Origin of the sequence: Pseudomonas sp. NKUCC02_KPG (assembly GCF_019345465.1) — a bacterium.
GTDB lineage: Bacteria > Pseudomonadota > Gammaproteobacteria > Pseudomonadales > Pseudomonadaceae > Aquipseudomonas.
On the sequence record NZ_JAHKRC010000009.1, the window covers coordinates 199534 to 222883 of the forward strand.

Annotated in this window: 25 protein-coding genes; 17 read left to right on the forward strand and 8 right to left on the reverse strand. The window is 59.0% G+C overall.

From position 1 onward, the window contains the following. Nucleotides 1–119 precede the first annotated feature (119 nt). Nucleotides 120–947: a thermonuclease family protein gene (locus KO536_RS14415; RefSeq protein ID WP_133076758.1), complete on the reverse strand. Its 828-nt coding sequence runs from the start codon at nucleotides 945–947 to the stop codon at nucleotides 120–122. A 5-nt stretch (nucleotides 948–952) separates the two neighbouring features. Beyond that, nucleotides 953–1204 carry a 50S ribosomal protein L31 gene (rpmE, locus tag KO536_RS14420; protein ID WP_019825265.1) on the reverse strand — a complete coding sequence of 84 codons (252 nt, stop codon included), beginning with the start codon at nucleotides 1202–1204 and terminating at the stop codon, nucleotides 953–955. Between the two features lie 219 nt (nucleotides 1205–1423). On the opposite strand from rpmE, the gene KO536_RS14425 reads away from it, so the two are divergent. The 6 genes from KO536_RS14425 to KO536_RS14450 all read left to right on the forward strand — a co-directional run bounded on the left by KO536_RS14425 (nucleotide 1424) and on the right by KO536_RS14450 (nucleotide 8928). Further along, on the forward strand, nucleotides 1424–3643 hold the full coding sequence (locus tag KO536_RS14425; RefSeq protein ID WP_133076759.1) for a primosomal protein N': 2220 nt from the start codon (nucleotides 1424–1426) through the stop codon (nucleotides 3641–3643). A gap of 165 nt (nucleotides 3644–3808) precedes the next feature. Further along, nucleotides 3809–5545 carry an arginine--tRNA ligase gene (gene argS, locus KO536_RS14430; protein ID WP_219262187.1) on the forward strand — a complete coding sequence of 579 codons (1737 nt, stop codon included), beginning with the start codon at nucleotides 3809–3811 and terminating at the stop codon, nucleotides 5543–5545. Between the two features lies 1 nt (nucleotide 5546). Then, a complete protein-coding gene (locus tag KO536_RS14435) occupies nucleotides 5547–6239 on the forward strand; it encodes an SPOR domain-containing protein (protein WP_133076761.1) in 693 nt (230 codons plus the stop codon). A 243-nt stretch (nucleotides 6240–6482) separates the two neighbouring features. After that, nucleotides 6483–7013 carry an ATP-dependent protease subunit HslV gene (gene hslV / locus KO536_RS14440; RefSeq protein ID WP_003438754.1) on the forward strand — a complete coding sequence of 177 codons (531 nt, stop codon included), beginning with the start codon at nucleotides 6483–6485 and terminating at the stop codon, nucleotides 7011–7013. 68 nt (nucleotides 7014–7081) lie between these two features. Continuing rightward, on the forward strand, nucleotides 7082–8416 hold the full coding sequence (gene hslU, locus KO536_RS14445) for an ATP-dependent protease ATPase subunit HslU (protein ID WP_133076762.1): 1335 nt from the start codon (nucleotides 7082–7084) through the stop codon (nucleotides 8414–8416). Nucleotides 8417–8556: 140 nt separating this feature from the next. Further along, nucleotides 8557–8928: a gamma-butyrobetaine hydroxylase-like domain-containing protein gene (locus KO536_RS14450; protein WP_219262202.1), complete on the forward strand. Its 372-nt coding sequence runs from the start codon at nucleotides 8557–8559 to the stop codon at nucleotides 8926–8928. A gap of 70 nt (nucleotides 8929–8998) precedes the next feature. Here KO536_RS14450 and KO536_RS14455 read toward each other — a convergent pair whose 3' ends face one another. The 3 genes from KO536_RS14455 to KO536_RS14465 form a co-directional block, all read right to left on the reverse strand. After that, nucleotides 8999–9736, reverse strand: a complete 738-nt coding sequence (locus tag KO536_RS14455; protein ID WP_133076764.1) for a phasin family protein — start codon at nucleotides 9734–9736, stop codon at nucleotides 8999–9001. A 139-nt stretch (nucleotides 9737–9875) separates the two neighbouring features. After that, nucleotides 9876–10307, reverse strand: a complete 432-nt coding sequence (locus tag KO536_RS14460) for a hypothetical protein (RefSeq protein WP_133076765.1) — start codon at nucleotides 10305–10307, stop codon at nucleotides 9876–9878. Nucleotides 10308–10549: 242 nt separating this feature from the next. Next, a complete protein-coding gene (locus tag KO536_RS14465) occupies nucleotides 10550–10825 on the reverse strand; it encodes a polyhydroxyalkanoic acid system family protein (RefSeq protein WP_133076766.1) in 276 nt (91 codons plus the stop codon). Nucleotides 10826–10931: 106 nt separating this feature from the next. On the opposite strand from KO536_RS14465, the gene ubiE reads away from it, so the two are divergent. The 11 genes from ubiE to KO536_RS14520 all read left to right on the forward strand — a co-directional run bounded on the left by ubiE (nucleotide 10932) and on the right by KO536_RS14520 (nucleotide 20682). After that, nucleotides 10932–11702: a bifunctional demethylmenaquinone methyltransferase/2-methoxy-6-polyprenyl-1,4-benzoquinol methylase UbiE gene (gene ubiE, locus KO536_RS14470; protein WP_016783172.1), complete on the forward strand. Its 771-nt coding sequence runs from the start codon at nucleotides 10932–10934 to the stop codon at nucleotides 11700–11702. Next, complete coding sequence (locus KO536_RS14475; protein WP_219262188.1) at nucleotides 11702–12325, forward strand: SCP2 domain-containing protein; 624 nt, start codon at nucleotides 11702–11704, stop codon at nucleotides 12323–12325. The genes ubiE and KO536_RS14475 overlap by 1 nt, the downstream gene beginning before the upstream one ends. After that, on the forward strand, nucleotides 12322–13926 hold the full coding sequence (ubiB, locus tag KO536_RS14480; protein WP_133076768.1) for a ubiquinone biosynthesis regulatory protein kinase UbiB: 1605 nt from the start codon (nucleotides 12322–12324) through the stop codon (nucleotides 13924–13926). Before KO536_RS14475 ends, ubiB begins: the two co-directional genes overlap by 4 nt. 79 nt (nucleotides 13927–14005) lie before the next feature. Further along, the gene (gene hisI / locus KO536_RS14485; protein ID WP_133076769.1) at nucleotides 14006–14407 is read left to right on the forward strand and encodes a phosphoribosyl-AMP cyclohydrolase; all 402 of its coding nucleotides are present in this window, start codon (nucleotides 14006–14008) and stop codon (nucleotides 14405–14407) included. Further along, the gene (locus KO536_RS14490) at nucleotides 14400–14732 is read left to right on the forward strand and encodes a phosphoribosyl-ATP diphosphatase (protein WP_016783168.1); all 333 of its coding nucleotides are present in this window, start codon (nucleotides 14400–14402) and stop codon (nucleotides 14730–14732) included. Before hisI ends, KO536_RS14490 begins: the two co-directional genes overlap by 8 nt. Before the next feature lie 23 nt (nucleotides 14733–14755). Beyond that, on the forward strand, nucleotides 14756–15034 hold the full coding sequence (locus KO536_RS14495) for a twin-arginine translocase TatA/TatE family subunit (RefSeq protein WP_019825245.1): 279 nt from the start codon (nucleotides 14756–14758) through the stop codon (nucleotides 15032–15034). Between the two features lie 10 nt (nucleotides 15035–15044). Then, complete coding sequence (gene tatB, locus KO536_RS14500; protein WP_219262189.1) at nucleotides 15045–15452, forward strand: Sec-independent protein translocase protein TatB; 408 nt, start codon at nucleotides 15045–15047, stop codon at nucleotides 15450–15452. A 4-nt stretch (nucleotides 15453–15456) separates the two neighbouring features. Then, nucleotides 15457–16254, forward strand: coding sequence for a twin-arginine translocase subunit TatC (gene tatC / locus KO536_RS14505; protein WP_133076771.1), 798 nt, complete (start codon nucleotides 15457–15459; stop codon nucleotides 16252–16254). Then, nucleotides 16251–16961: a 16S rRNA (uracil(1498)-N(3))-methyltransferase gene (locus KO536_RS14510; protein ID WP_133076772.1), complete on the forward strand. Its 711-nt coding sequence runs from the start codon at nucleotides 16251–16253 to the stop codon at nucleotides 16959–16961. The genes tatC and KO536_RS14510 overlap by 4 nt, the downstream gene beginning before the upstream one ends. Nucleotides 16962–17102: 141 nt before the next feature. Then, entirely contained in the window at nucleotides 17103–19019 is a 1917-nt protein-coding gene (locus tag KO536_RS14515; RefSeq protein WP_219262190.1) for a methyl-accepting chemotaxis protein, read from the forward strand. Between the two features lie 97 nt (nucleotides 19020–19116). Further along, nucleotides 19117–20682, forward strand: coding sequence for a methyl-accepting chemotaxis protein (locus KO536_RS14520; protein WP_219262191.1), 1566 nt, complete (start codon nucleotides 19117–19119; stop codon nucleotides 20680–20682). A gap of 49 nt (nucleotides 20683–20731) precedes the next feature. On the opposite strand, the gene KO536_RS14525 is transcribed toward KO536_RS14520, so the two are convergent. From KO536_RS14525 to KO536_RS14535, 3 genes are all read right to left on the reverse strand, one after another. Beyond that, a complete protein-coding gene (locus KO536_RS14525; RefSeq protein ID WP_133076775.1) occupies nucleotides 20732–21466 on the reverse strand; it encodes an amino acid ABC transporter ATP-binding protein in 735 nt (244 codons plus the stop codon). Further along, a complete protein-coding gene (locus KO536_RS14530; RefSeq protein ID WP_374105708.1) occupies nucleotides 21459–22418 on the reverse strand; it encodes an amino acid ABC transporter permease in 960 nt (319 codons plus the stop codon). The genes KO536_RS14525 and KO536_RS14530 overlap by 8 nt, the downstream gene beginning before the upstream one ends. A gap of 107 nt (nucleotides 22419–22525) precedes the next feature. Beyond that, entirely contained in the window at nucleotides 22526–23323 is a 798-nt protein-coding gene (locus KO536_RS14535) for a transporter substrate-binding domain-containing protein (RefSeq protein ID WP_133076777.1), read from the reverse strand. Nucleotides 23324–23350 lie beyond the last annotated feature (27 nt).

The window sequence follows — 23350 nt, forward strand, 5'->3', positions numbered from 1 at the left end:
TCCCGACAAGACTGACCAGTCAGCAGTGTCAAGGGCTTTGCCTTACGACTTTGGCCCAAGAGCCGCGCCCCATAAGGGCTAGAGTGTTCACAATCCAAATTAAAAATTGTCTACAATTTTTAATGCGCTGCCACTTTCAGCATCCCCGGATGAGTCAAAGACAACATCCAGCGCGCCTGCCCTTCCTTTAACCCGCCTCGACGCGAACGATCCAGCACCCAGCCTCTGGCCTCGACCTGTTTACCTTGCAGGCCAGCAAGGGTTTTCTGATCGAAATTGGCCAACTGATTGGGTGCAATATGCAGCACCAAACCACCCTGCATATCGATCCAAAGCCCCCCACGATTGCGCTGCACCTTGTCGACCTTACCGCCCACCAGAGCAAAGCCTGAACGGCTGATTTGCTGCGGCGCCAGCACCGGCGATTGCCGCCAAAGCCCCAGGCCTGCTGCCCGGGCACTGCGCTCAGCCGCTTGCTGACAATCGAGCAGTGCGACATTGGGCGCTATCGCCACCTGATACCCCAGGCCATCTGCCAGCAGCTGGGCTTCTAGATTGCTGCCATCAGCACCAAACACATGGGCCAGGGTACGACCATAACGGTCCTGGGCCTGCGTACCCACCAACAGCCCGACCCGGCCATCGCTGCGCGCAACCAGCGCTTGCAGGCGTTTGTGGGCTGCGTCAGCAAAAGGCTCGGCGGACTGGCCTTTCTTACCTGTTTCAGGAGCATTGATACCGATCATGCGCACGCTGCGACCATCCTTCAGACGCAAGGTGTCGCCGTCGGACACGCGCTCTACCAACGCGTAGGAAACAGCGCCAGGGGCCGGGCAAAGCGGCGCAGCCCAAGCGCCGGAAAACCAAATCGCAGGCATAAAAAAGGCGCCCGCAAGGGACGCCTTTTTCAATAACCTGACCAGACCCGAAAGGCTGCTCAAGGTCATCAGCCTTACTCGGCTGCTTTTTCTGCTTCTGCTGCTGGAGCTGCTGCTTTAGCGCCGAAAGCACCAAAACGAGTCTTGAAGCGATCAACACGACCGCCAATGTCCAGAGTCTTCTGCTTACCGGTGTAGAACGGGTGGCACTCGTTGCATACGTCAGTGCCCAGTGGCTTGCACAGGTTCGAACGAGTTTCGAACTTGTTGCCGCAGCTGCAAGTTACCAGGATTGTTTCGTACGCTGGATGGATATCGGCTTTCATGGGGTATTCCTCGGGCTAGCGTGCCGCCACTCAACACCATTGTTGAATACCGCACGTAAAATTAGGGCGCCGATAATACCAGACCTTTGCATTGACGCAAGCGGCCAAGCATGCTCCATCAAAAATCATTCATCTTTCAGCACCTGGCCTTTTAGTCCCGCAGGGCTTTGTCTGCTAGGCTCCGGGCCATCTTTGCCGTTCATCACTTGAGAGCCCCGCGTGCCCGACGCCATTTTGCGCCTTGCCCTGCCTTCCCCCCTGCGCCGACTGTTTGATTACCGGGCGCCTGCTGGCGTGCTGCGCAGTCAACTCCAGCCGGGCATGCGCCTGCGGGTGCCGTTTGGGCGACGCGAGATGATCGGCATCCTGGTCGAAGTGGTCGATCACAGCGAAGTCCCGGCCGACAAGCTCAAACCGGCGATTGCCCTGCTCGACGCCGTGCCGCCGCTGCCGGCTTCCTTATTTAAGCTGTGCCTGTGGACGTCCCAGTATTACCAGCACAGCCTGGGCGACACCCTGAGCTGGGCACTGCCGGTTTTGCTGCGCCAGGGCGAACTGGCCGAGACTCGCCAGGAGCGTTTCTGGCAGATAGCCCCCGGCGCCCGGATGGACGATCCGCGCATCGCCCGCGCACCGCGCCAGCGTGAAGCACTGGCCACGCTTGCCCAACACCCCCACGGCGTGGCGCATCAACTATTGAGCAAGCTGATGCTGAGCAAAGACAGCCTCGACCTGCTGCTGGCCAAAGAACTGGTGACCGTTGAAGTGCGCCGACACGCACCCAGCGAGCGTCACGAACATTGGCTGGCCCAGCCAGAGCTGCCGCTCAACAGCGAGCAACGGGCGGCCTACGAAGCGATTCGCGCAGGTTTTGACCACTTCCATGCCTTCTTGCTGGCCGGAGTGACCGGCAGCGGCAAGACCGAAGTGTATTTGCAGTTGATCCGCGAGACCCTGCAGGCGGGCAAACAGGCACTGGTGTTGATCCCCGAAATCAACCTTGGTCCGCAAACCCTGGCCCGTTTCGAGCAGCGCTTCAATGCGCGCATCGCCTTGGTGCATTCGGCGGTCAACGACCGTGAGCGCCTTGAAAGCTGGCTGGCGGCACGGGATGGCGAGGCCGACATTATTATTGGCACTCGTTCTGCGCTGTTCACCCCGATGAAAAACCCCGGGCTGATCATCATCGACGAAGAGCATGACGGCTCTTATAAACAGCAGGAAGGTTTGCGCTATCACGCCCGAGACCTGGCGCTGGTTCGAGCTCGGCAGGAAAACATCCCCATCGTGCTGGGCTCCGCGACACCTTCTCTTGAAAGCCTGCACAACGCCTACACCGGTCGTTATGGCCTGCTGCGGTTGAATGAGCGCGCTGGCGGGGCCAAACAACCGCGCTTCCTGCGTCTTGATGTGAAAAGCCGCCCGCTGGACAGCGGGATATCCGGCCCGATGCAACAAGCCATCGGTCAGACTCTCGCTGCCGGCCAACAAGTCCTGGTGTTTCTGAACCGCCGCGGCTTTGCCCCAACACTGTTATGCCATGACTGCGGCTGGATGTCGGAGTGCCAACGATGCGATGCGCGCATGACCGTTCATCAGCGCTCCGGCGAACTGCGCTGCCACCACTGCGGCTACGTCGAGCGCGTTCCACGCAATTGCCCGCAATGCGGCAAGGTTGATTTACGCCCGGTAGGCGCAGGGACTGAGCGCGCTGAAGAGCGGTTGGGGATTTTGTTCCCCGACTACCCCGTGCTGCGGGTCGATCGCGACAGCACCTCGCGCAAAGACGCGATGAACCAGTTGTTTGCCACCATTCAAAAGGGTCAACCGTGCATTTTGATCGGCACGCAAATGCTCGCAAAAGGCCATCACTTCCCACGGGTGACGCTGGTCTCGATTCTGGATGCCGATGGCGGCCTGTTCTCCGGTGATTTTCGCGCCAGCGAGCGCATGGCCCAACTCATCGTTCAAGTCGCAGGCCGTGCGGGCCGCGCCGAAGAGCCGGGCAAGGTAATCATCCAGACCCATCTGGCCGACCATCCGTTGTTGATCCAGCTCACTGAGCAGGGCTATTTTGCCTTTGCCGAACAGGCTTTGAGCGAGCGTCGGGCTGCGGGGCTGCCACCTTTCGCGCATTTGGCGCTGCTGCGTGCCGAAGCCCATAAACCCGGACAGGCGGAAGGTTTTCTGGATGAGGCCTGCACCGAGGCTGAACGCCTGCTGGCCGAATTGAATCTGGGCGGCATCGAACTGCTCGGCCCGGTGCCCGCACCGATGGAACGCCGCGCGGGGCGCTACCGCGCCCAGTTGTTACTGCAAGCCAACGCCAGGGGGCCGCTCCATCGATTGCTGAGCCAATGGCTGCTGGCCCTTGAACAAATGCCCAGCGGTCGCCAGGTTCGCTGGTCGTTGGATGTGGATCCGGTAGACCTTTATTAAGTCACCTCATGACACCCGCACCCACCGTTTTGCAGCAATAACCGAACACCGCAGATCCATAACCCGCCTGCTATGGTTGGCAAGGCCGACCCGGCAACGGATAATGCCCAGTTTTTCCACCTGCGCACTGAAGCGCTACCGCGCTTGCGGTCGAAAGAGAAGACCATGAAAGACACCATTCGCCAGCTGATTCAACAAGCCCTAGCTCAACTCGTCACAGAAGGTGTGTTGCCTGAAGGCCTGACGCCAGCGATTCAGGTGGAAAACGCCCGTGACAAAACCCACGGCGACTTCGCCAGCAATATCGCCATGATGCTGGCCAAGCCTGCGGGCATGAAGCCCCGTGATCTGGCTGAAAAAATCATCGCCGCACTGCCGGCCGATGAGCAAATCAGCAAGACCGAAATTGCAGGCCCCGGCTTCCTGAACTTCTTCCAGAACACCCAGGCCCTGGCCTCGCGCCTGGACGCAGCCCTGGCCGATCCAAAAATCGGCGTGCGCAAAGCCACTCCAGCCCTGCGCACCGTGGTCGATATGTCGGCGCCCAACCTGGCCAAAGAGATGCACGTGGGCCACTTGCGCTCCACCATCATTGGCGACGGCGTGGCCCGCGTGCTGGAGTTCCTGGGCGACGACGTGATTCGTCAAAACCACGTAGGCGACTGGGGCACCCAGTTCGGCATGCTGATGGCCTACCTGGAAGAAAACCCGATCACCAGCGACGAGCTGAGTGACCTGGAGAACTTCTACCGCGCCGCCAAGAAACGTTTTGACGAGTCGCCGGAATTTGCCGATCGCGCCCGTAGCCTGGTGGTCAAACTCCAAGCCGGCGATCCGGACTGCCTGGCGCTGTGGACCAAGTTCAAGGACATCTCGCTGTCGCACTGCCAGAAAATCTACGAGCAGTTGAACGTAAAATTGACCATGGCCGACGTGATGGGCGAAAGCGCCTACAACGACGACCTGATCAACGTGGTTAACGACCTCAAGGCCAAAGGCATGCTGGTCGAGAGCAATGGCGCCCAGTGCGTATTCCTCGACGAGTTCAAAAATGCCGACGGCGAGCCCCTGCCGGTCATCATCGTCAAAGCAGACGGTGGCTATCTGTACGCGACAACCGACCTGGCAGCCATCCGCTATCGCAGCGGCGTATTGAAAGCTGATCGCGCCCTGTACTTCGTCGACCAGCGTCAGGCCCTGCACTTTCAGCAAGTGTTTGCCGTAGCCCGCAAGGCCGGTTTCATCACCCATCCGATGGAAATGGAGCACATGGGCTTCGGCACCATGAACGGCGCTGATGGCCGTCCATTCAAGACCCGTGATGGCGGTACGGTCAAACTGATCGACCTGCTCAACGAAGCCAAAGAGCGCGCTTACACGCTGGTCAAAGAGAAAAACCCGGAGCTGGCGGAAGACGAACTGCGCGCCATCGCCAAAGTTGTCGGGATTGGCGCCGTGAAATACGCGGACCTGTCCAAGCACCGCACCAGTGACTACAGCTTCAACTTCGACCTGATGTTGAACTTTGAAGGCAATACCGCACCTTACCTGCTGTATGCCTACACCCGTGTCGCGGGCGTATTCCGCAAGCTGGGCAAGGGCTTCGAAGAGGTGCAGGGTCAGATCGTGCTTGAAGCTGCGCAAGAGCATGAACTGGCAGCCAAGCTGGCACAGTTCGGTGAAGTGCTGAACAACGTTGCTGAAAAAGGCACCCCGCACACCCTCTGCACCTACCTGTACGAAGTAGCCGGGCTGTTCTCCAGCTTCTACGAGAACTGCCCGATCCTGAGCGCAGAAAACGAAGCGCAAAAACAAAGCCGCTTGCGCCTGGCTGCTCTGGCGGGCCGTACCCTAAAGCAAGGCCTGGAACTGCTGGGTCTGGAAACTCTGGAGCGCATGTAAGTTGGCAGCCAAGAAAAAACCTGCACCCAAGCGCGGCGCCAGTCGGTACCAGGCACCGGCTAAAAAGCCGATTCCGGGCTGGCTATGGATGGCCATCGGCCTGACCGTTGGCGCATTTATCGTGTTTTTGATGAAGCTTGAGCCCGGCCAGGGCGACGACGTCAAACGGGTCAAGCAAGAGCAGGTCAAAGCCACGAAAGCGGCGGAAGCCAACAAGACAGCGCCTAGCCCGACCCAGCCGGCCAAACCCAAGTACGACTTCTACACCCTGCTGCCCGAGTCTGAAGTGATCGTGCCGCCAGAAGCCGTACCCGAGAAGACCCTGCCAACGCCGCAAACCGCGCCGCTGGCACCGGTCACGCCGGCTGAAGCTGCAAAAATCGACACCGCCCGCGCCCAGGCAGCCCTGAGCGGTATTACACCGCCTCCTGCGCCGCCTGTCGTCAAAGCGGCGCCGGTCACCAAGTTCTTCCTGCAAGCGGGCTCGTTCCGCAAACAGGCCGATGCTGAAAAGGTACGGGCGCAAATCATCCTGCTGGGCCAGACCGCTACGGTTGAAGCCGGTACGGTAAAAGACGAAACCTGGTACCGGGTGCTGGTCGGTCCGTTCAGCAACCGCGATCAATTGACCGTGGCCCAAAAGCAATTGGCGGGCGGCGGATTCAACAACTTGCTGCTGCAACAACGACGCTGACAGCAACCGTTCCCACGGGGTTCCACTGCACCCTGTGGGAGCGGGCTTGCTCGCGATGCAGGCGACCCGGAGTGTCAGGGTAATCGCGGTGATGCCATCGCGAGCAAGCCCGCTCCCACACCACCCTCGCAAAATTCTGCCCCCCCGCTCATCCCCATTCCCTCCCCGCTGTTGAAAAATCCGCGACAACCCCCATATGTATTTCCATCAGGCATTTTCGCCCCGCTGCGTGGAGACTCTCCCTTGACCACCATCGTTTCAGTACGCCGCCACGGCAAAGTCGTCATGGCTGGCGACGGCCAGGTTTCTCTTGGCAATACCGTGATGAAAGGCAACGCGAAAAAAGTCCGCCGTCTCTATCACGGCCAGGTAATCGCCGGTTTCGCCGGTGCCACCGCAGATGCATTCACTCTGTTCGAACGTTTTGAAGGCCAACTTGAAAAGCATCAAGGCCATCTGGTTCGCGCCGCTGTCGAGTTGGCCAAAGAATGGCGTACCGACCGCTCGCTGAGCCGCCTGGAAGCCATGTTGGCAGTTGCCAACAAGGACGCATCCCTGATCATCACCGGTAACGGTGACGTGGTTGAGCCCGAAGACGGTTTGATCGCAATGGGTTCGGGCGGTGCATTTGCCCAGGCTGCAGCCCGCGCCCTGCTGATGAAAACCGATCTGTCGGCCCGCGAAATCGCTGAAACAGCACTCGGTATTGCTGGCGACATCTGCGTGTTCACCAACCACAACATCACTATTGAGGAGCAGGACCTCGCTGAATAAGACGCCTGCCGGGCTGGAGTGCCAGCCCGTTTGTGAACCTTACTTTAGCTAGAGGAACGCCAACTACCATGTCCATGACTCCCCGCGAAATCGTCCACGAACTCAATCGCCACATCATCGGCCAGGACGACGCCAAGCGCGCCGTAGCCATCGCGCTGCGTAACCGCTGGCGCCGTATGCAACTGCCCGAAGAGCTGCGCGTTGAAGTGACGCCAAAAAACATTCTGATGATCGGCCCTACCGGTGTCGGTAAAACCGAGATCGCCCGTCGTCTGGCCAAATTGGCCAACGCACCGTTCATCAAGGTTGAAGCCACCAAGTTCACCGAAGTTGGCTATGTAGGCCGTGACGTCGAGTCGATCATCCGTGATCTGGCTGACGCTGCAATCAAGCTGCTGCGCGAACAGGAAATCGTGAAGGTTCGCCACCGCGCCGAAGACGCCGCCGAAGAGCGCATCCTCGACGCCCTGCTGCCTCCTGCCCGCACATTCGGCGAAGAAGCCGCCGTACCGCAGGATTCCAACACTCGCCAACTGTTCCGCAAGCGTCTGCGTGAAGGCCAGCTGGACGACAAGGAAATCGAAATCGAAGTCGCCGATGCCGTTGGCGTGGACATCTCCGCGCCGCCTGGCATGGAAGAAATGACCAACCAGCTGCAAAGCCTGTTTGCCAACATGGGCAAAGGCAAGCGCAAGAGCCGCAAGCTGAAAGTCAAAGAAGCACTGAAAATGGTGCGTGACGAAGAAGCTGGTCGCCTGGTTAATGACGAAGAACTCAAGGCCAAGGCCCTGGAAGCAGTCGAGCAGCACGGCATCGTGTTTATCGATGAAATCGACAAAGTTGCCAAACGCGGTAATGTCGGTGGCGCCGATGTGTCTCGCGAAGGCGTGCAGCGCGATCTGCTGCCGCTGATCGAAGGTTGCACCGTCAATACCAAGCTGGGCATGGTCAAAACCGACCACATCCTGTTTATCGCCTCTGGCGCGTTCCATCTGAGCAAACCAAGCGATCTGGTGCCAGAACTGCAAGGTCGCCTGCCGATCCGCGTTGAACTCAAGGCCCTGTCGCCACAAGATTTCGAGCGCATCCTCAGCGAGCCACACGCATCCCTGACCGAGCAATACCGCGAACTGCTGAAAACCGAAGGCCTGAACATCGAGTTCCTGCCTGAAGGTATCAAGCGCCTGGCCGAAATTGCCTGGCAAGTGAACGAAAAAACCGAAAACATCGGTGCTCGTCGTCTGCACACACTGCTTGAGCGCTTGCTCGAAGAGGTGTCTTTCAGCGCCGGTGATATTGCCAGCGCACAGAAAGACGAGCCTATTCGCATCGACGCCGACTACGTGAACAGCCACCTGGGCGAACTGGCCGAGAACGAAGACCTCTCGCGCTACATCTTGTAAACCGAACACCTGTAGCCGCTGCTGCAGGCTGCGATAAGGCGAAGGCCTTCAACGATCTACGGATCTTGCGCCAACTGCGTTGGCGATCGCAGCCTGCGCCAGCGGCTACAGTGTTTGTGCAATGACCTAAGGTTATGACCATGATCCCCAGCGCCATCAACCTGCACAAAGCCTCCAAAACCCTCACGCTTAAATACCCGTCCGGCGAGCAATACCACTTGCCTGCCGAATTTTTGCGCGTGCACTCCCCGTCCGCCGAAGTTCAGGGCCACGGCAATCCGATTCTGCAATTCGGCAAAATTAATGTCGGTTTGAGCAAGATCGAGCCAGCAGGCCAGTACGCGCTGAAACTGACCTTCGATGACGGACACGACAGCGGGTTGTTTACCTGGGAGTACCTCTACCAGCTCGGCGTACGCCAACAAGAGCTGTGGGCTGACTATCTGCAAGAGCTGGAAAAAGCCGGCAAGTCCCGCGACCCGTCGGTATCGGTCGTAAAGCTGATGCTTTGATCCCGTTGCACCTATCTCTGTAGCAGCTACGTTACTACGTCAGCTGCTACAGGGTTTAATGTGCCTGCAATCAAGCAGACGTTGTGGGTGTAGTTGCCGCTGCCTCAGCCGTAGGCGTTTTGGGAGCCGCTGCGGGCTTTTTGGCAGCAGGCTTTTTGGCGGCGGGCTTGGCTGTTGCGGCTTTGGCAGGTGCAGGCTTGCTGGCCGCCGCAGGTGCCTTGGCCGCAGGTTTGGCTACCGCTTTGGCAGTGGGCTTGGTGGCGGGCTTGGCAGCCGCTTTTACCGCTGGTTTAGCCGTCGATTTTACAACCGCCGGTTTTGCCGCAGCTTTTACTGCAGGCTTTGCCGGTGCAGGCTTGCTCGCAGCCGGGGCCTTGGTGGCCGTGACTTTGGCAGCGGCCGCAGTCAGCTTCTCTATATGCTTGGTCAGCGTCTCGACCTTGGCATGCAGCGCTTTGACTTCTTCTCGGCTGGGTACACCCAATCGGGTAATGGCACTGTTGAGACGCTTATCGAAAGCCTCTTCGAACTCGCTCCATTTCTCCAGTGCCAAATCTTTAACATCTTCAACCCGAGAACGGGCAGATGACGTTGATGCCTTTACACCCTCGGCTACTTTGTGACCCGCGTCCTTGGCCAGCTTTTCGGCTTTTTCGCCATCCTTGACCAGGGTGTCAAACAGCTTGCTGCCATCGGTATCAATCTTCGAGTACACGCCCAGACCTGCCAACCAGATTTTGCGTGAGTACTCTTCAACCTTGCCAACCCATGAATGACTTTCTTTTGCAGTCGGTTTTTTAGCAGCCATCGTGTTCCCCTTAATGTTAAGTCGCGACGTCAGTGAGCAAGATCGTCGAATCATCAAGATGAACAAAGGTGCTCACCTGCTTCAGGTGTAGACGCTAAACAACCTTGTATCAAGGTGAGCACCACGGTTTAGCGACCCATTAAACGAGCTTGATGTCACCGGGTTGCGCTTCAGACAAGTCAATCTTAAGCAGCGCTTCATCGATATCAGGGAATTCGATTTCTTTCACTGTTCGAAGGGGTTTTAGCAGCGTTCCAGGTATTTGTTCCGAGTCAGCGAACTCTTTTTTCATTAACGCCCCCATCTCGGCTTCAACAGCATGGGCGTTGGCCAGCGCTTCTTGTGCGCCAAACACATACACAAAAAACTGGACCACGCCGGAACCAACCATTACAAAACCCGTTCGTTGCGAACTGGAACTCTGCAATATAAAGCGTTCACCCTCACACCCTGGGACAACTTGATAGCCTCGCGAAGATGAAAAAGACTCTGCAACACGCCTGACCCTGTCTGCCATTACGGCCTCAGTCAGCGTTGTTTTATAAGTAATGGAACACACGTGATAAGTCATGCAGGATTACCTTTGTTGTTTATGTTTAAAACAACACTAGGTAAAAACCCATATAAATTCAAAACAACAAAATCGACCCTGGAATATAAAAAAACCTTCCACATCAACTACAAAAAATATTCACTTATACGAAGTCAACTATTACAGCGCTTCATTTAGAACATTCTCACAATCATAATTCTGATGCCTGCCTATTCCGGCTCCGCCCACCGCAGATCATCACGACGGGCAGGCGGTTACGATCACGACAGGGCTTTGTCCAGCGACCGTTCGATTTCTGACTGGATCATGCCGCTCATCGCTGACATCAGCAGCCCAAGCTCCACATCGACCTTGACGCTGGTTTCGCTGATTTGCAGGGTGCCGTTCACGCCGGAGCGTTTCAACTTTACGGTGTCACCGGCCCAGGTAGGGGTCAGGCCGTACTGGCTGGCCAGTTTCTCGACCAGAGGCTGGGCTTTCTCACGTGCAGCCTCAAGGCCCAGGCTGTGGGTACGTTCAACGCTGATACGCGCCATGGCGTCGCTCCTGTTAAATAAAGCCGCCACTATACATTCACCCTCGCCAAGACAAAGCCGGCCACCGGGATTAGAATGGCCAGCATTCTCTTTTGGTGACAGCGATATGACTGATCAGCGCAAAGGCAGCGATGCCGAACCCACCACTCACTTCGGCTTCAAAAACGTACCGGAAAGCCAAAAGGCCGAGAAAGTCGCCGAGGTTTTCCACTCTGTAGCCGGCAAATATGACCTGATGAACGACGTTCTGTCAGGCGGCATGCACCGTCTGTGGAAGCGCTTTACCATCGAATTGTCCGGCGTTCGCCCTGGCAACAAGGTGCTGGACATCGCCGGTGGCACCGGTGACCTGGCCCGCAAGTTTTCCCACCTGGTAGGTCCGACCGGCCAAGTGGTACTGGCCGACATCAACGCCTCCATGCTCAAGGTCGGCCGCGACCGCCTGCTGGACAAGGGCGTAGCCGGCAATATCGAGTTCGTTCAGGCCGACGCTGAAAAGCTGCCGTTCCCGGACAACTACTTCGATTGCGTGACGATCGCCTTCGGCCTGCGCAACGTGACCCACAAGGAAGACGCCCTGCGCTCCATGCTGCGCGTACTCAAGCCGGGCGGCCGCCTGTTGGTGCTGGAGTTCTCCAAGCCGACCAACGCACTGATGTCCAAGGTCTATGACACTTACTCGTTCGCCTTCATGCCGATGGTGGGCAAGCTGATCCTCAACGACCCGGACAGCTATCGCTACCTGGCCGAATCGATCCGCATGCACCCGGATCAGGAAACCCTGAAGTCAATGATGGTCGAGGCCGGTTTTGACCGCGTGACGTATCACAACATGACTTCCGGCATCGTTGCCCTGCATCGCGGCATCAAGCCCTGATGTTGCTGCGCGGCCTTCTCGCCAGCGTCGAACTCGGCGTCAACCGCATAGTGCGGCTGGACAGCACGGCCCTGGCGCGCTTGCGACCCTTGACCGGCAAGTTGATTGCCGTCGAGTGTGCGAGCCCCTCGCTGCACCTGTTCATTCTGCCCAGCGATGAAGGCCTGCTGCTGGCTACCCAATGGGCGGCCGACCCCGACTGCACCCTGCGCGCTCCCGCCTCCAGCCTGCTGCGCCTTGCCTTGAGCAAGGACAAAAGCACCATCCTGCACAGCCCTGAAGTCGAGCTGGAAGGCGACAGCGCGGTGCTGATGGAACTGGCAGCGGTGCTGCAAGACCTGGAGCTGGATTGGGAGTACGAACTCTCGAACTGGATCGGGCCGGTAGCCACGGCATTGATCGGGGGGCATGTGCGCAGCCGTGCCAACTGGTACCAGCAAGGCTTCGCCAGCCTCAATCAGAACCTGGCCGAATACCTGAGCGAAGAAGCCCGTATCTTGGTCGGCGAACGTGAGGCGCAAGCACGCTTTGACGAACTCGACCAAATCAAACTCGACCTGGATCGCCTGGAGGCACGCGTTGAGCGCCTCTCCCGATCCCTCAATTCCAGCGATAACGCATGAAGCTGCTTGCCATACGCCGTTTGTTTCGTATCCAGCGCGTCGTCATTCGCTACCGACTGGATGACCTGCTGTTCGCCCTGCCGTTGCCGTGGTGGATGCTGTCCCTGCGCTACGCGCTGCCGTGGCGCTGGTTCCCGCGCAAAAAGCTGGAGCTGAGCCGCGGCGCGGCCCTGCGCCTGGCCCTGCAGGATCTGGGACCGATTTTCATCAAGTTCGGCCAGATCCTTTCTACCCGTCGCGACCTGCTGCCCGCCGACATCGCCGATGAGTTGATGTTGCTGCAAGATCGCGTGCCGCCGTTTGACCCGCAGTTGGCCGTCAAGCTGATCGAAGAGCAACTGGGCGCCAGGATCAGCGAAGTGTTCAGTCGCTTCGACATCCAGCCGTTGGCCTCGGCCTCGGTGGCCCAGGTGCACTCGGCCAAGCTCAAGACCGGCGAAGAAGTGGTGGTCAAGGTTGTGCGCCCGGGCCTCAAGCCGATCATCGGTTCCGACCTCGCCTGGCTGTTCATCCTGGCCCGCACGGCCGAGCGCCTGAGCGCTGATGCCCGCCTGCTGCACCCGGTGGACGTGGTGACGGACTACGAGAAAACCATTTACGACGAACTCGACCTGTTGCGCGAAGCGGCCAACGCCAGCCAGCTCAAGCGCAACTTCGAAGGCTCGCCCCTGATGTACGTCCCGCAGATCTACTGGGACTGGTGCCGCCCGAAAGTGCTGGTGATGGAGCGAATCTACGGGATTCAGGTCACAGACCTCGAAGCACTGGCAGATCAGCGCACCGACATGAAGATGCTGGCCGAGCGCGGGGTTGAAATTTTCTTCACCCAGGTGTTCCGCGACAGCTTTTTCCACGCCGACATGCACCCCGGCAACATTTTTGTCAGCACCGTTAACCCCTGGGCCCCGCAATACATCGCCATCGACTGCGGCATCGTCGGCAGCCTGACCCCCGAGGACCAGGACTATCTGGCGCGTAACCTGTTTGCCTTTTTCAAGCGCGACTACCGCCGTGTGGCGCAGTTGCACATTGATTCTGGCTGGGTACCGGCCCACACCAAACTCAACGAGTTTGAAGCGGCCATCCGCACCGTGTGCGAACCGATATTCGAAAAACCGCTCAAGGAAATATCCTTTGGCCAGGTGCTGATGCGCCTGTTCCAGACGGCTCGGCGCTTCAATATGGAAGTCCAGCCGCAGTTGGTGTTGCTGCAAAAAACCCTGCTCAATATCGAAGGCCTGGGGCGCCAGCTGTACCCCGACCTCGATCTGTGGAGCACCGCCCAGCCGTTCCTCGAGCGCTGGATGCGTGAGCGCGTGAGCCCCAAGACCCTGCTGCGCAACCTGCACAGCCAGGTCGAGCAAATCCCGCACCTGGCCGGCATGACCCGCGACCTGCTGGAACGCATGTCGCAACCACACGCCAACAACCCGCCATTGATCGTTCGCGAGTCTCGCGACGGCTGGTTCCTGCGCCTGATCGGTGCCGGGCACTTGGCAGCTGGCGCATTGTTGGCCAGTATCGGTCCGCTGCACACTGCAGGCTATTGGCCTGCCGGCATAATGCTGGCCGTAGGCTTGTATCTGATCGTGCGCCGATAGCCAGCTCCGGGCGAGGCTGGCAAACTGTGAATTCACCAGGCCTCAGCCACAGGGTTGAGGCAGGTTGTCGGAGTCGAACATGAAAGACTGGCTGGACGAGATCAAGTGGGACAACGACGGCCTGGTGCCGGCGATTGCCCAAGACCACAAAACCGGGCGCGTGCTGATGATGGCCTGGATGAACCGCGAGGCCCTGAGCCTGACCGCCGCCGAGAACCGTGCCATTTACTGGTCACGTTCCCGTGGCAAGTTGTGGCGCAAGGGAGAAGAGTCCGGCCACGTGCAAAAGCTGCATGAAATGCGCCTGGACTGTGACGCCGACGTGATCATCTTGATGGTTGAGCAAATCGGTGACATTGCCTGCCATACCGGCCGCCAGAGCTGCTTCTATCGCGTATACGACAATGCCGAGTGGAAGACCGTCGACCCGGTGCTTAAAGATCCCCACGCCATTTATCACGCAGGGCACTCCCATGACTGATACCTTGAGCCGCGTAGCCCAAGTGCTCGAAGCGCGCAAAGGCGCCACCCCCGACAGCTCCTATGTCGCAAGCCTTTACCACAAGGGTCTGAACAAGATTCTTGAAAAAGTCGGCGAAGAGTCGATCGAAACCATCATCGCCGCCAAAGACGCCGCCATCAGTGGTGATTGCAGCGATGTGATCTACGAAACAGCCGATCTCTGGTTCCACAGCATGATCATGCTGGCCCAGCTGGGGCAGCATCCTCAGGCCGTACTGGATGAACTGGAGCGTCGTATCGGAACCTCTGGCCACGTGGAAAAAGCCTCACGGCCGTCCGCCTAAATCACTCTGTTAAGGATCACATCATGGGCATTTTTGACTGGAAACACTGGATCGTCATTCTGGTAGTCGTCGTCCTCGTCTTCGGCACCAAAAAACTGAAAAACCTGGGCACCGATGTCGGCGAATCGATCAAGGGCTTTCGTAAAGCCATGAACGACGACGAAAAACCAGCCGAGCCCGTGGTTCCGCCTGCGCAGCCAACCGCCGCCCCGCAGCCACACACGACTTCGACCCTGAACGAGCCGCACACCATCGACGTGCAGGCGCAAAAAGTCGAAGAGCCGACCCGCAAAGACGTGTGAGCCAAAACTAATGTTCGGTATCAGCTTCAGTGAACTGCTGCTCGTTGGCCTGGTGGCCCTGCTGGTGCTCGGCCCCGAGCGCCTGCCGGGTGCTGCGCGCACCGCGGGCCTGTGGATCGGGCGCTTGAAGCGCAGTTTCAATGCGATCAAACAGGAAGTTGAACGTGAAATCGGCGCGGACGAAATTCGTCGGCAGCTGCACAACGAACACATCCTGTCGATGGAAGAAGAAGCCAAGAAAATCCTGGCTCCGCTGCAGGACGCCGTTAAGCCGCCAACGCCGACCGAGCCGACCGTCAGCACAGCGCCTGTCGAGCCTGCGAGCCCCGCGCCCGTGAGCCTGAGCAAAACCGCGTCCGACCCTGCGCCTCAACCGGCAGCGCCACACGACCCCACTCTGCCACCGCGAGCCCCTTAAGCGCATGAGCGATAAGCCAGAACACGACCAGCCAATGCCGCTGGTCTCGCATCTCACCGAGCTGCGCACCCGCCTGTTGCGCTGCATCGCGGCGATTTTCATCATCTTTGCCGGGCTGTTCGCCTTTACCCAGCAGATCTACACCCTGGTCTCCACGCCGCTGCGTGAATACCTGCCGGTGGGTGCGACGATGATCGCGACCGACGTGGCCTCGCCGTTCCTGACGCCGCTCAAGCTGACCATGATGGTCTCGCTGTTCATTGCCATTCCGGTGATCCTGCATCAGATCTGGGGCTTTATTGCGCCCGGCCTGTACAAGCATGAAAAACGCATCGCCGTGCCCCTGCTGGTGTCCAGCATCTTCCTGTTTTACGCCGGCATGGCGTTCGCCTACTTCCTGGTATTCCCGCTGGTTTTCAAGTTCTTCGCCGCCGCCACCCCGGAAGGCGTCGCGATGATGACCGATATCAGCAGCTACCTTGATTTTGTCATGACCCTGTTCTTTGCCTTTGGCGTGGCCTTTGAAATCCCGGTGGCCGTGGTGCTGCTGGTATGGATCGGCATTGTCGACGTGCAATACCTGCGCAAGATCCGCCCGTACGTGATCATCGGCTGTTTCGTGGTCGGCATGATCCTGACCCCGCCCGATATCTTCTCGCAAACCTTGCTGGCGATCCCGATGTGGATGCTGTTTGAAATCGGCATTCTGTTTGGCAGCCTGATCAGCAAGAACAAACGCGGCGAAGACCCGGACGAACCCTCGGCTGATAGCGACGCCCAACCGCCAGCACCGCAAGCGTGAACCTGCTGCTCCTCGAAGAGGCTGATTTCATTGCCGCCGACCGCGTGATCCTGCGCGATCGGCGCCTGACTCATATGCAGGAAGTTCACCGGGCCGCTGTCGGCGACAGCCTGCGCGTGGGCAAGATTGGCGGATTGATGGGCAGCGCCGAACTGGTGCGCCTTGAAGCCAGGGAAGCCGAACTGGTTATCCACAGCCTTGACCAACCACCACCGGCCAAACTGCCCCTGACCTTGTTGCTTGCCCTGCCACGCCCGAAAATGCTGCGCCGGGTACTGCAAACCGTGGCCTCGATGGGCGTGCCCAAGGTCATTCTGGTCAACAGTTATCGGGTCGAAAAAAGCTTCTGGCAGACACCGTTCCTGGAACCCGAAGCCATTCGTGAGCAATTGATCCTGGGGTTGGAGCAATCACGGGACAGCGTCTTGCCCGAAGTCATTATCGAAAAACGCTTCAAGCCGTTTGTCGAAGACCGTTTGCCGGCGCTGGTCGAAGGCACATTGGGCCTGGTGGGCCATCCGGGAGATTACCCGGCCTGCCCGCGCGGGCTGGATGAAGCCGTGACCCTGGCCATCGGCCCGGAAGGTGGCTGGATTCCCTACGAGATCGACTTGCTGGCCAAGGCAGGCCTGCAACCGGTGCAACTGGGGGCACGTATCCTGCGGGTCGAAACCGCCGTCACCGCCCTGCTCGCCCGGTTGTTCTGACAGCCCGATTTAAATACATTTTGTATCATCTGCCTGCTTCAGTTTTGCTCGACCGAGCCGATGCATTAACACGTCAAGATCATTCAAGAAGCCATGGACGGCTGTTATCGATACCAATCGATCAAAAAAAGGAGTTCGTCCATGAACCATTGGTTATCTGCCACCCTGGGCAATATCAGTGTCATTCGTAAACTCAGCCTGGGCTTCGGTACCGTCTTGCTGCTGACACTGCTGATCACCGTCACCGGCTGGAAGGGGCTGATGTCTGTCATTGATCGCGGCGACAAGCTGGCCAATATTTCCCAGGTCATCACGCTGATCAAGGACCTGCGCATCGCCCGCGTCACCTACGACAAGGACAACGGCGAAAACGGCCCCGATCTGGTCAACGATCTGCTCAACGAGATCGGGACCAACCTCGCCGCCGCCAAGGAGCGCATGGTCCAGGCCAGTGACTTGAGCTTGAGCGACCAGGAACTCAAGGCCGTGTCGCAATACAAAACCATCTTCGCGGCTATCGACGAGGCAACCCAGGCCCGCGAGGTCAGCCGGGGCAAGCTCGGTGCAACGTCCGAAGCCGCCCTGGCCAGTATCACCGCCATCGAAAAAGACGTGCTGCAGGGTGACAACCTGGCCGAGCTCAATAGCGTCAACCAGGTCAGCCGGTTGCTGTTGCAAGCGCGGTTCGAGGTGGGCGGCTATACCCACACGGGCGATCTTGAAGCGGCTACACCTGCGATCGAAGCCATCGACCAGGCGCTGACAGAACTCGCACGCCTGAGCAGCATCATGCCCAGTGCCTACAGCCCCCAGTTCGCGCAGGCCAGCACAGCACTGAAAAACTATCGGGCCGCCTTTATCGAGTTTCGCGACTCTCAGGTACACAGCGACAAGCAATTGTCGCAACTGCAAGTGCTGGGCAATGCCCTGGTGGATCTGAGCAATGAACTGTCGGTGTCCCAACTCAGCCAGCGCGACAGCGATACCCGCCAGGCCAAGTCCGCGCTGCTGATCTGCGCGAGCCTGGCCCTGTTGCTGGGCGTCATCGCGGCGTGGATCATCACCCGGCAGATCATCACCCCCTTGCGCGACACCCTCGATATTGTCAAAGCCGTGGCGGCCGGTGATCTCAGCCAGGAGCATCCGACCACCCGTCGCGACGAACTGGGCCAACTGCAACAGGCCATCGAAGGCATGCGCGGCGGGCTGCGAGAGCTGGTCGGCGGCATCGGCAACGGCGTCACTCAGATCGCCAGTGCCGCCCAACAGCTGTCCACCGTGACCGAACAAACCAGCGCCGGGGTCAACAGCCAGAAAATTGAAACCGATCAGGTGGCCACGGCCATGCATGAGATGACGGCCACGGTTCAAGAAGTTGCACGCAATGCCGAAGAGGCCTCCGAGGCGGCAATGTCCGCCGACGTGCAAGCCCGTGAGGGCGATACCGTGGTCGCCCAGGTCATTACACAGATTGAGCGCCTGGCGGCTGAAGTGGTGTTGTCCACCGAGGCGATGGCTCATCTGAAACAGGAAAGCGACAAAATCGGCAGCGTGCTCGACGTGATCAAGGCCGTGTCCCAGCAAACCAACCTGCTGGCCCTCAACGCCGCCATCGAAGCCGCTCGGGCGGGCGAAGCCGGGCGCGGTTTTGCCGTGGTGGCCGACGAAGTGCGCAGCCTGGCGCAGCGTACGCAAAAGTCCACGGAAGAGATTGAAGTCTTGATCATCGGCCTGCAAAGCGGGACTCAACAAGTGTCCAGCAGCATGGACAACAGCCGCCTGCTGACCGACAGCAGCGTTGAGCTGACCCGCCGCGCGGGCGAGTCCCTGGACACCATTACCCGCACCGTATCGACGATTCAGGGCATGAACCAACAGATCGCGACAGCAGCCGAACAGCAAAGCGCGGTGGCCGAAGAGATCAACCGCAGTGTGCTGAACGTGCGCGACGTGTCGGAACAAACCGCCGCCGCCAGCGAGCAGACCGCCGCCGCCAGCGTGGAACTTGCAAGGCTGGGAACGCACCTGCAAACACTGGTCACCCGCTTCAAGGTCTGACCCTCGGCCAGTGCGACTCCCATCACACTAACGGCAACTGCCCTTCAGTTCCGGCCCCCGGCGCCGATGGCCTGATACCCCTTGAAGGAGTATCACCATGTACCGTCGGCTGGCCCAACTGCTGGGCAATATAAGCGTCAATCGCAAACTCAGCCTGGGCTTCGGGCTGGTACTGGTGCTGACTCTGCTGATCGCCGCAACGGGCTGGAATGGCCTGATGTCGGTGATCGACAGAGGCGACAAACTGGCCAATATCTCGAAAATCATCGGGCTGACCAAAGACCTGCGCATTGCCCGCCTTGAATACGAACGCCATCCGGGAGAAGACACACTGGCCGGTGTCACCGGCCAACTGAGTGCACTGGACAACGCGCTGGAGCAGTCACACAAACAGCTGGTATCGCCCGACGACCTGGTGCTGGTCGAGCAGCAACTCAATGCCGTTACCGAGTACAAACGCGCCTTCACCGATCTCATCCAGGGCTCCCGCCCCGAACAGGCCGTTGAGCGCATGCACCAGCAGGGCGATGTCCTGATCGAGCAGAGCCAGAAGCTCTCGGCACTGCAGACAGCCAAACGCAACAGCGAAAGCCATCAGGCCACGACCCTGTTGATCAGTTGCGCGCTGCTGGCGCTGGTGCTGGGAATGATCGCCGCCTGGGTCATTACCCGTCAGATCGTGATCCCGCTGCAACGCACGCTCAACACCGTTGAGCGCATCGCGGCCGGGGATCTGACCCAAGACCATCACACCGACCGCCGCGACGAACTGGGGCAGCTGCAGCAAGCCATACAACGGATGACCCAAGGCCTGCGCGAGTTGATTGGCGGGATCAGCGATGGCGTGACTCAAATCGCCAGTGCAGCGGAAGAACTCTCGGCGGTCACCGAACAAACCAGCGCGGGGGTTAACAGCCAGAAAGTCGAAACCGACCAGGTCGCCACGGCCATGCACGAAATGGCCGCCACCGTTCAAGAGGTGGCGCGCAATGCGGAAGAAGCCTCCGAGGCGGCTGTCGCGGCTGACCAGCAGGCCCGCGAGGGCGACAACGTGGTCGCGCAAGCCATCGCCCAGATCGAGAAGCTGGCCATTGAAGTCGGCCATTCCACCGATGCCATGGGCCATCTGAAACGCGAAAGCGACAAGATCGGCAGCGTGCTGGACGTGATCAAGTCCGTCGCCCAGCAAACCAACCTGCTGGCCCTCAACGCCGCCATCGAAGCGGCACGGGCCGGTGAGGCCGGTCGTGGTTTTGCGGTCGTGGCCGACGAGGTGCGCAGCCTGGCGCAGCGCACGCAAAAATCCACAGAAGAAATCGAAGAGTTGATTGCCGGCCTGCAAAGCGGCACCCAGCAGGTGTCCAGCAGCATGGACAACAGTCGTGCCCTGACAGACAACAGCGTTGAGCTGACCCGCCGTGCGGGCGAGTCACTGGGCAACATCACCCGTACGGTGTCGACGATTCAGGGGATGAACCAGCAGATCGCAGCCGCCGCCGAGCAGCAAAGTGCGGTGGCCGATGAGATTAACCGCAGCGTGTTGAATGTGCGTGATGTGTCAGAGCAAACCGCCGCCGCGAGCGAAGAGACTGCGGCTTCGAGCATTGAACTGGCGCGGCTGGGCACGCATCTTCAGGCATTGGTTGGGCGGTTCAAGGTTTAACAGCCTTGTAACCCTGTGTGGGAGCGGGCTTGCTCCCACACATTCAGAACTACAGCACCTGACGCAAGAACGCCTGGGCGCGCAGGTCTTTGGGCGAGGTGAAGAAGTCTTCCGGGGCGGAGTCTTCCAGCAGCTTGCCATGGTCGAAGAACAGCACGCGGTTCGCCACTTCGCGGGCAAAGCCCATTTCGTGGGTCACGCAGACCATGGTCATGCCTTCGCGGGCCAGGGTCTTCATCACGTCCAGTACTTCGCCGACCATTTCCGGGTCGAGCGCCGAGGTGGGCTCGTCAAACAACATCACCTTGGGTTCCATCGCCAACGCACGGGCAATCGCCACGCGCTGTTGCTGGCCGCCCGAGAGGCGCGACGGGTACTCGTTGGCCTTCTGCCCGATACCCACCTTGTCCAGTAATGCGCGGGCCTTGGCTTCACGTTCGACCTTGCCACGCTTGCGCACAACCTTTTGTGCCAGGCACAGGTTTTCCAGCACGGTCATGTGCGGGAACAGGTTGAAATGCTGGAACACCATGCCGACTTCACGCCGATAGGCATTGACGTCGGTTTTGGGGTTGGCCAGGTCCAGGCCGTCGATGCTGACGGAGCCTGAATCGAAGTCTTCCAGGCCATTGAGGCAGCGCAGGAAGGTCGACTTGCCAGAGCCCGACGGGCCGATCACCACCAGTACTTCGCCCTGGGCGACAGTGGTGCTGACGTTGTCTACCGCACGAACGATGTGGCCGCGGGTGTCGAAGACTTTTACCAGTTCGCGAACTTCAATCACTTTGCGCGAGCCTCCGCTCAAGCCGGCTGGCGAAATGCGACAGCGGCAGGTTGATCAACAGGTACAGGCCCGCTACGCAGAACAGGATTTCGAACGGCGAAAACGAGGTGGTGATGACCTCACGGCCACTTTTGAGCAGTTCGGTAATGGCGATCACCGACACCAGCGAGGTGTCCTTTACCAGGCTGATAAATTGCCCGGCCAATGGCGGCAGCACACGTTTGAACGCTTGCGGAAGCACCACATGGCGCATCGACTGGCTGCTGTTGAGGCCCAGCGAGCGCGCCGCTTCGTTTTGCCCGCGGGCAATGGACTGCACGCCCGAACGAATGATTTCGGCCACGTACGCACCGGTGAACAGCGACAGCGCGGCAATACCGGCAAACTCGCGGGACAGGTTGAGCACCGTGCCAATGAAGAAGTAGAAGATGAAAATCTGTACCAGCAACGGTGTACCGCGTACCAGTTCGACGTACAGCGTCGAGAGGTCGCGCAGGGTCGGGTTGTTCGACAGTCGGCACAGGCCGGTGGCCAGCCCGATGATCAAACCCAATACGCCAGACACCAGCGACAGCCAGACGGTGGTCCACAAGCCCCAGAGCAGCGGTCCTGCGGCCCAGTGGCGGTTCACGCCAATGACATCGCCTTCATCGACCTCGTCGCCTTCAGCCAGTTGCAGGCTGTTGTCGGCAACGGTTACGCGTTGTTCTTTGCCATCTTCGCCACGCAGCACGACTTCGGCAGTGTCGCCCTTGCGTACCAGTTCGATGATGGTCGAGCGTTCAGTTGCCCGCTGGGCTTCTTCGGCCTGATAGGCGAAGTACTGCGGAACACGGTTCCAGCGCCATTCGTAAGACATCAGCGAAGTGGCGTAATACAACGCACCCGCCAGACCGATGAGCACCAGCACGGTCAATACGTGCCAGGGCCACTGGACTTTTTTTTGTTTGATCACTTTCAGGTTCCACGTTTTGTGTCGCTAGGGAGGCCGTCATCGCGGGCAAGCCCACTCCCACACAGGGTGCGGGAGCGGGCTTGCCCGCGATTGATCAATCAGCCTTATTCCATGTCTTTGAGCCAGGCGGTGTCTTTGAACCACTTGTCATGGATGCGATCGTAAGTGCCGTCTTCGTGGATCTGGTGCAGGAAGTTGTTGATGAAGTTGATGCTGTCGTAGTCGCCTTTCTTCAGACCAAAGGCCAAAGGCTCGTAGGTGAACGGCTTGTCGAGGAACACCAGCTTGCCGTTACCGAACTTGTTAACCGCTACAACGTTGTATGGGGCGTCGTAGATAAAGGCATCAGCCTTACCGTTGACGACGTCCAGAACACCTTCAGGCTCGTTGTCGTAGCCGTGGTACTGGGCTTTTGACATCAGTTTGCGAGCAACGATTTCACCCGTGGTGCCAATCTTGGACGTCAGGCGATATTGCGGGTCGTTGAGGTCTTTGTAAGATTTGACCTTGTCTTCCAGCTCTTTGCGAATGAGCACGGTCTGGCCCACTACGATGAAGGGTTCGCTGAAGTTCAGGCGCAGGTTGCGTTCCTGGGTCAGGGTCATGCCGCTGCCGATCATGTCGAACTTGTTGGTCATCAACGCCGGGATGATGCCGTCATAACCGGTGGAAACCAGCTCCAGCTTCACACCCATGGCCTTGGCCATCGCTTTGAGCAGGTCAACTTCAAAACCAATGATCTGGCCGCGTTTGTTGGTCATTTCAAATGGCATGTAGGTTGGGTCCATGCCCACCTTCAGAGTGCCGCGTTTGACCGCGTCATCAATTGCGCCTGCATGGGCTGCGCTGATCGCCAGTAATGCAGTCACACCGCACAGCAGTTTCGACACAAACTTCTTCATCACAACTCCCCCTCACCTACTCAATTA

Coding starts and splice junctions, on each gene's coding strand:
- tatC (WP_133076771.1), top strand. CDS start 15,457: ATGAGCGATAAGCCAGAACACGACCAGCCAATGCCGCTGGTCTCGCAT.
- argS (WP_219262187.1), top strand. CDS start 3,809: ATGAAAGACACCATTCGCCAGCTGATTCAACAAGCCCTAGCTCAACTC.
- tatB (WP_219262189.1), top strand. CDS start 15,045: ATGTTCGGTATCAGCTTCAGTGAACTGCTGCTCGTTGGCCTGGTGGCC.
- KO536_RS14520 (WP_219262191.1), top strand. CDS start 19,117: ATGTACCGTCGGCTGGCCCAACTGCTGGGCAATATAAGCGTCAATCGC.
- ubiB (WP_133076768.1), top strand. CDS start 12,322: ATGAAGCTGCTTGCCATACGCCGTTTGTTTCGTATCCAGCGCGTCGTC.
- KO536_RS14450 (WP_219262202.1), top strand. CDS start 8,557: ATGATCCCCAGCGCCATCAACCTGCACAAAGCCTCCAAAACCCTCACG.
- rpmE (WP_019825265.1), bottom strand. CDS start 1,204: ATGAAAGCCGATATCCATCCAGCGTACGAAACAATCCTGGTAACTTGC.
- hslU (WP_133076762.1), top strand. CDS start 7,082: ATGTCCATGACTCCCCGCGAAATCGTCCACGAACTCAATCGCCACATC.
- KO536_RS14490 (WP_016783168.1), top strand. CDS start 14,400: ATGACTGATACCTTGAGCCGCGTAGCCCAAGTGCTCGAAGCGCGCAAA.
- KO536_RS14465 (WP_133076766.1), bottom strand. CDS start 10,825: ATGGCGCGTATCAGCGTTGAACGTACCCACAGCCTGGGCCTTGAGGCT.
- ubiE (WP_016783172.1), top strand. CDS start 10,932: ATGACTGATCAGCGCAAAGGCAGCGATGCCGAACCCACCACTCACTTC.
- KO536_RS14475 (WP_219262188.1), top strand. CDS start 11,702: ATGTTGCTGCGCGGCCTTCTCGCCAGCGTCGAACTCGGCGTCAACCGC.
- KO536_RS14455 (WP_133076764.1), bottom strand. CDS start 9,736: ATGGCTGCTAAAAAACCGACTGCAAAAGAAAGTCATTCATGGGTTGGC.
- KO536_RS14415 (WP_133076758.1), bottom strand. CDS start 947: ATGACCTTGAGCAGCCTTTCGGGTCTGGTCAGGTTATTGAAAAAGGCG.
- KO536_RS14460 (WP_133076765.1), bottom strand. CDS start 10,307: ATGACTTATCACGTGTGTTCCATTACTTATAAAACAACGCTGACTGAG.
- KO536_RS14535 (WP_133076777.1), bottom strand. CDS start 23,323: ATGAAGAAGTTTGTGTCGAAACTGCTGTGCGGTGTGACTGCATTACTG.
- KO536_RS14515 (WP_219262190.1), top strand. CDS start 17,103: ATGAACCATTGGTTATCTGCCACCCTGGGCAATATCAGTGTCATTCGT.
- KO536_RS14495 (WP_019825245.1), top strand. CDS start 14,756: ATGGGCATTTTTGACTGGAAACACTGGATCGTCATTCTGGTAGTCGTC.
- hisI (WP_133076769.1), top strand. CDS start 14,006: ATGAAAGACTGGCTGGACGAGATCAAGTGGGACAACGACGGCCTGGTG.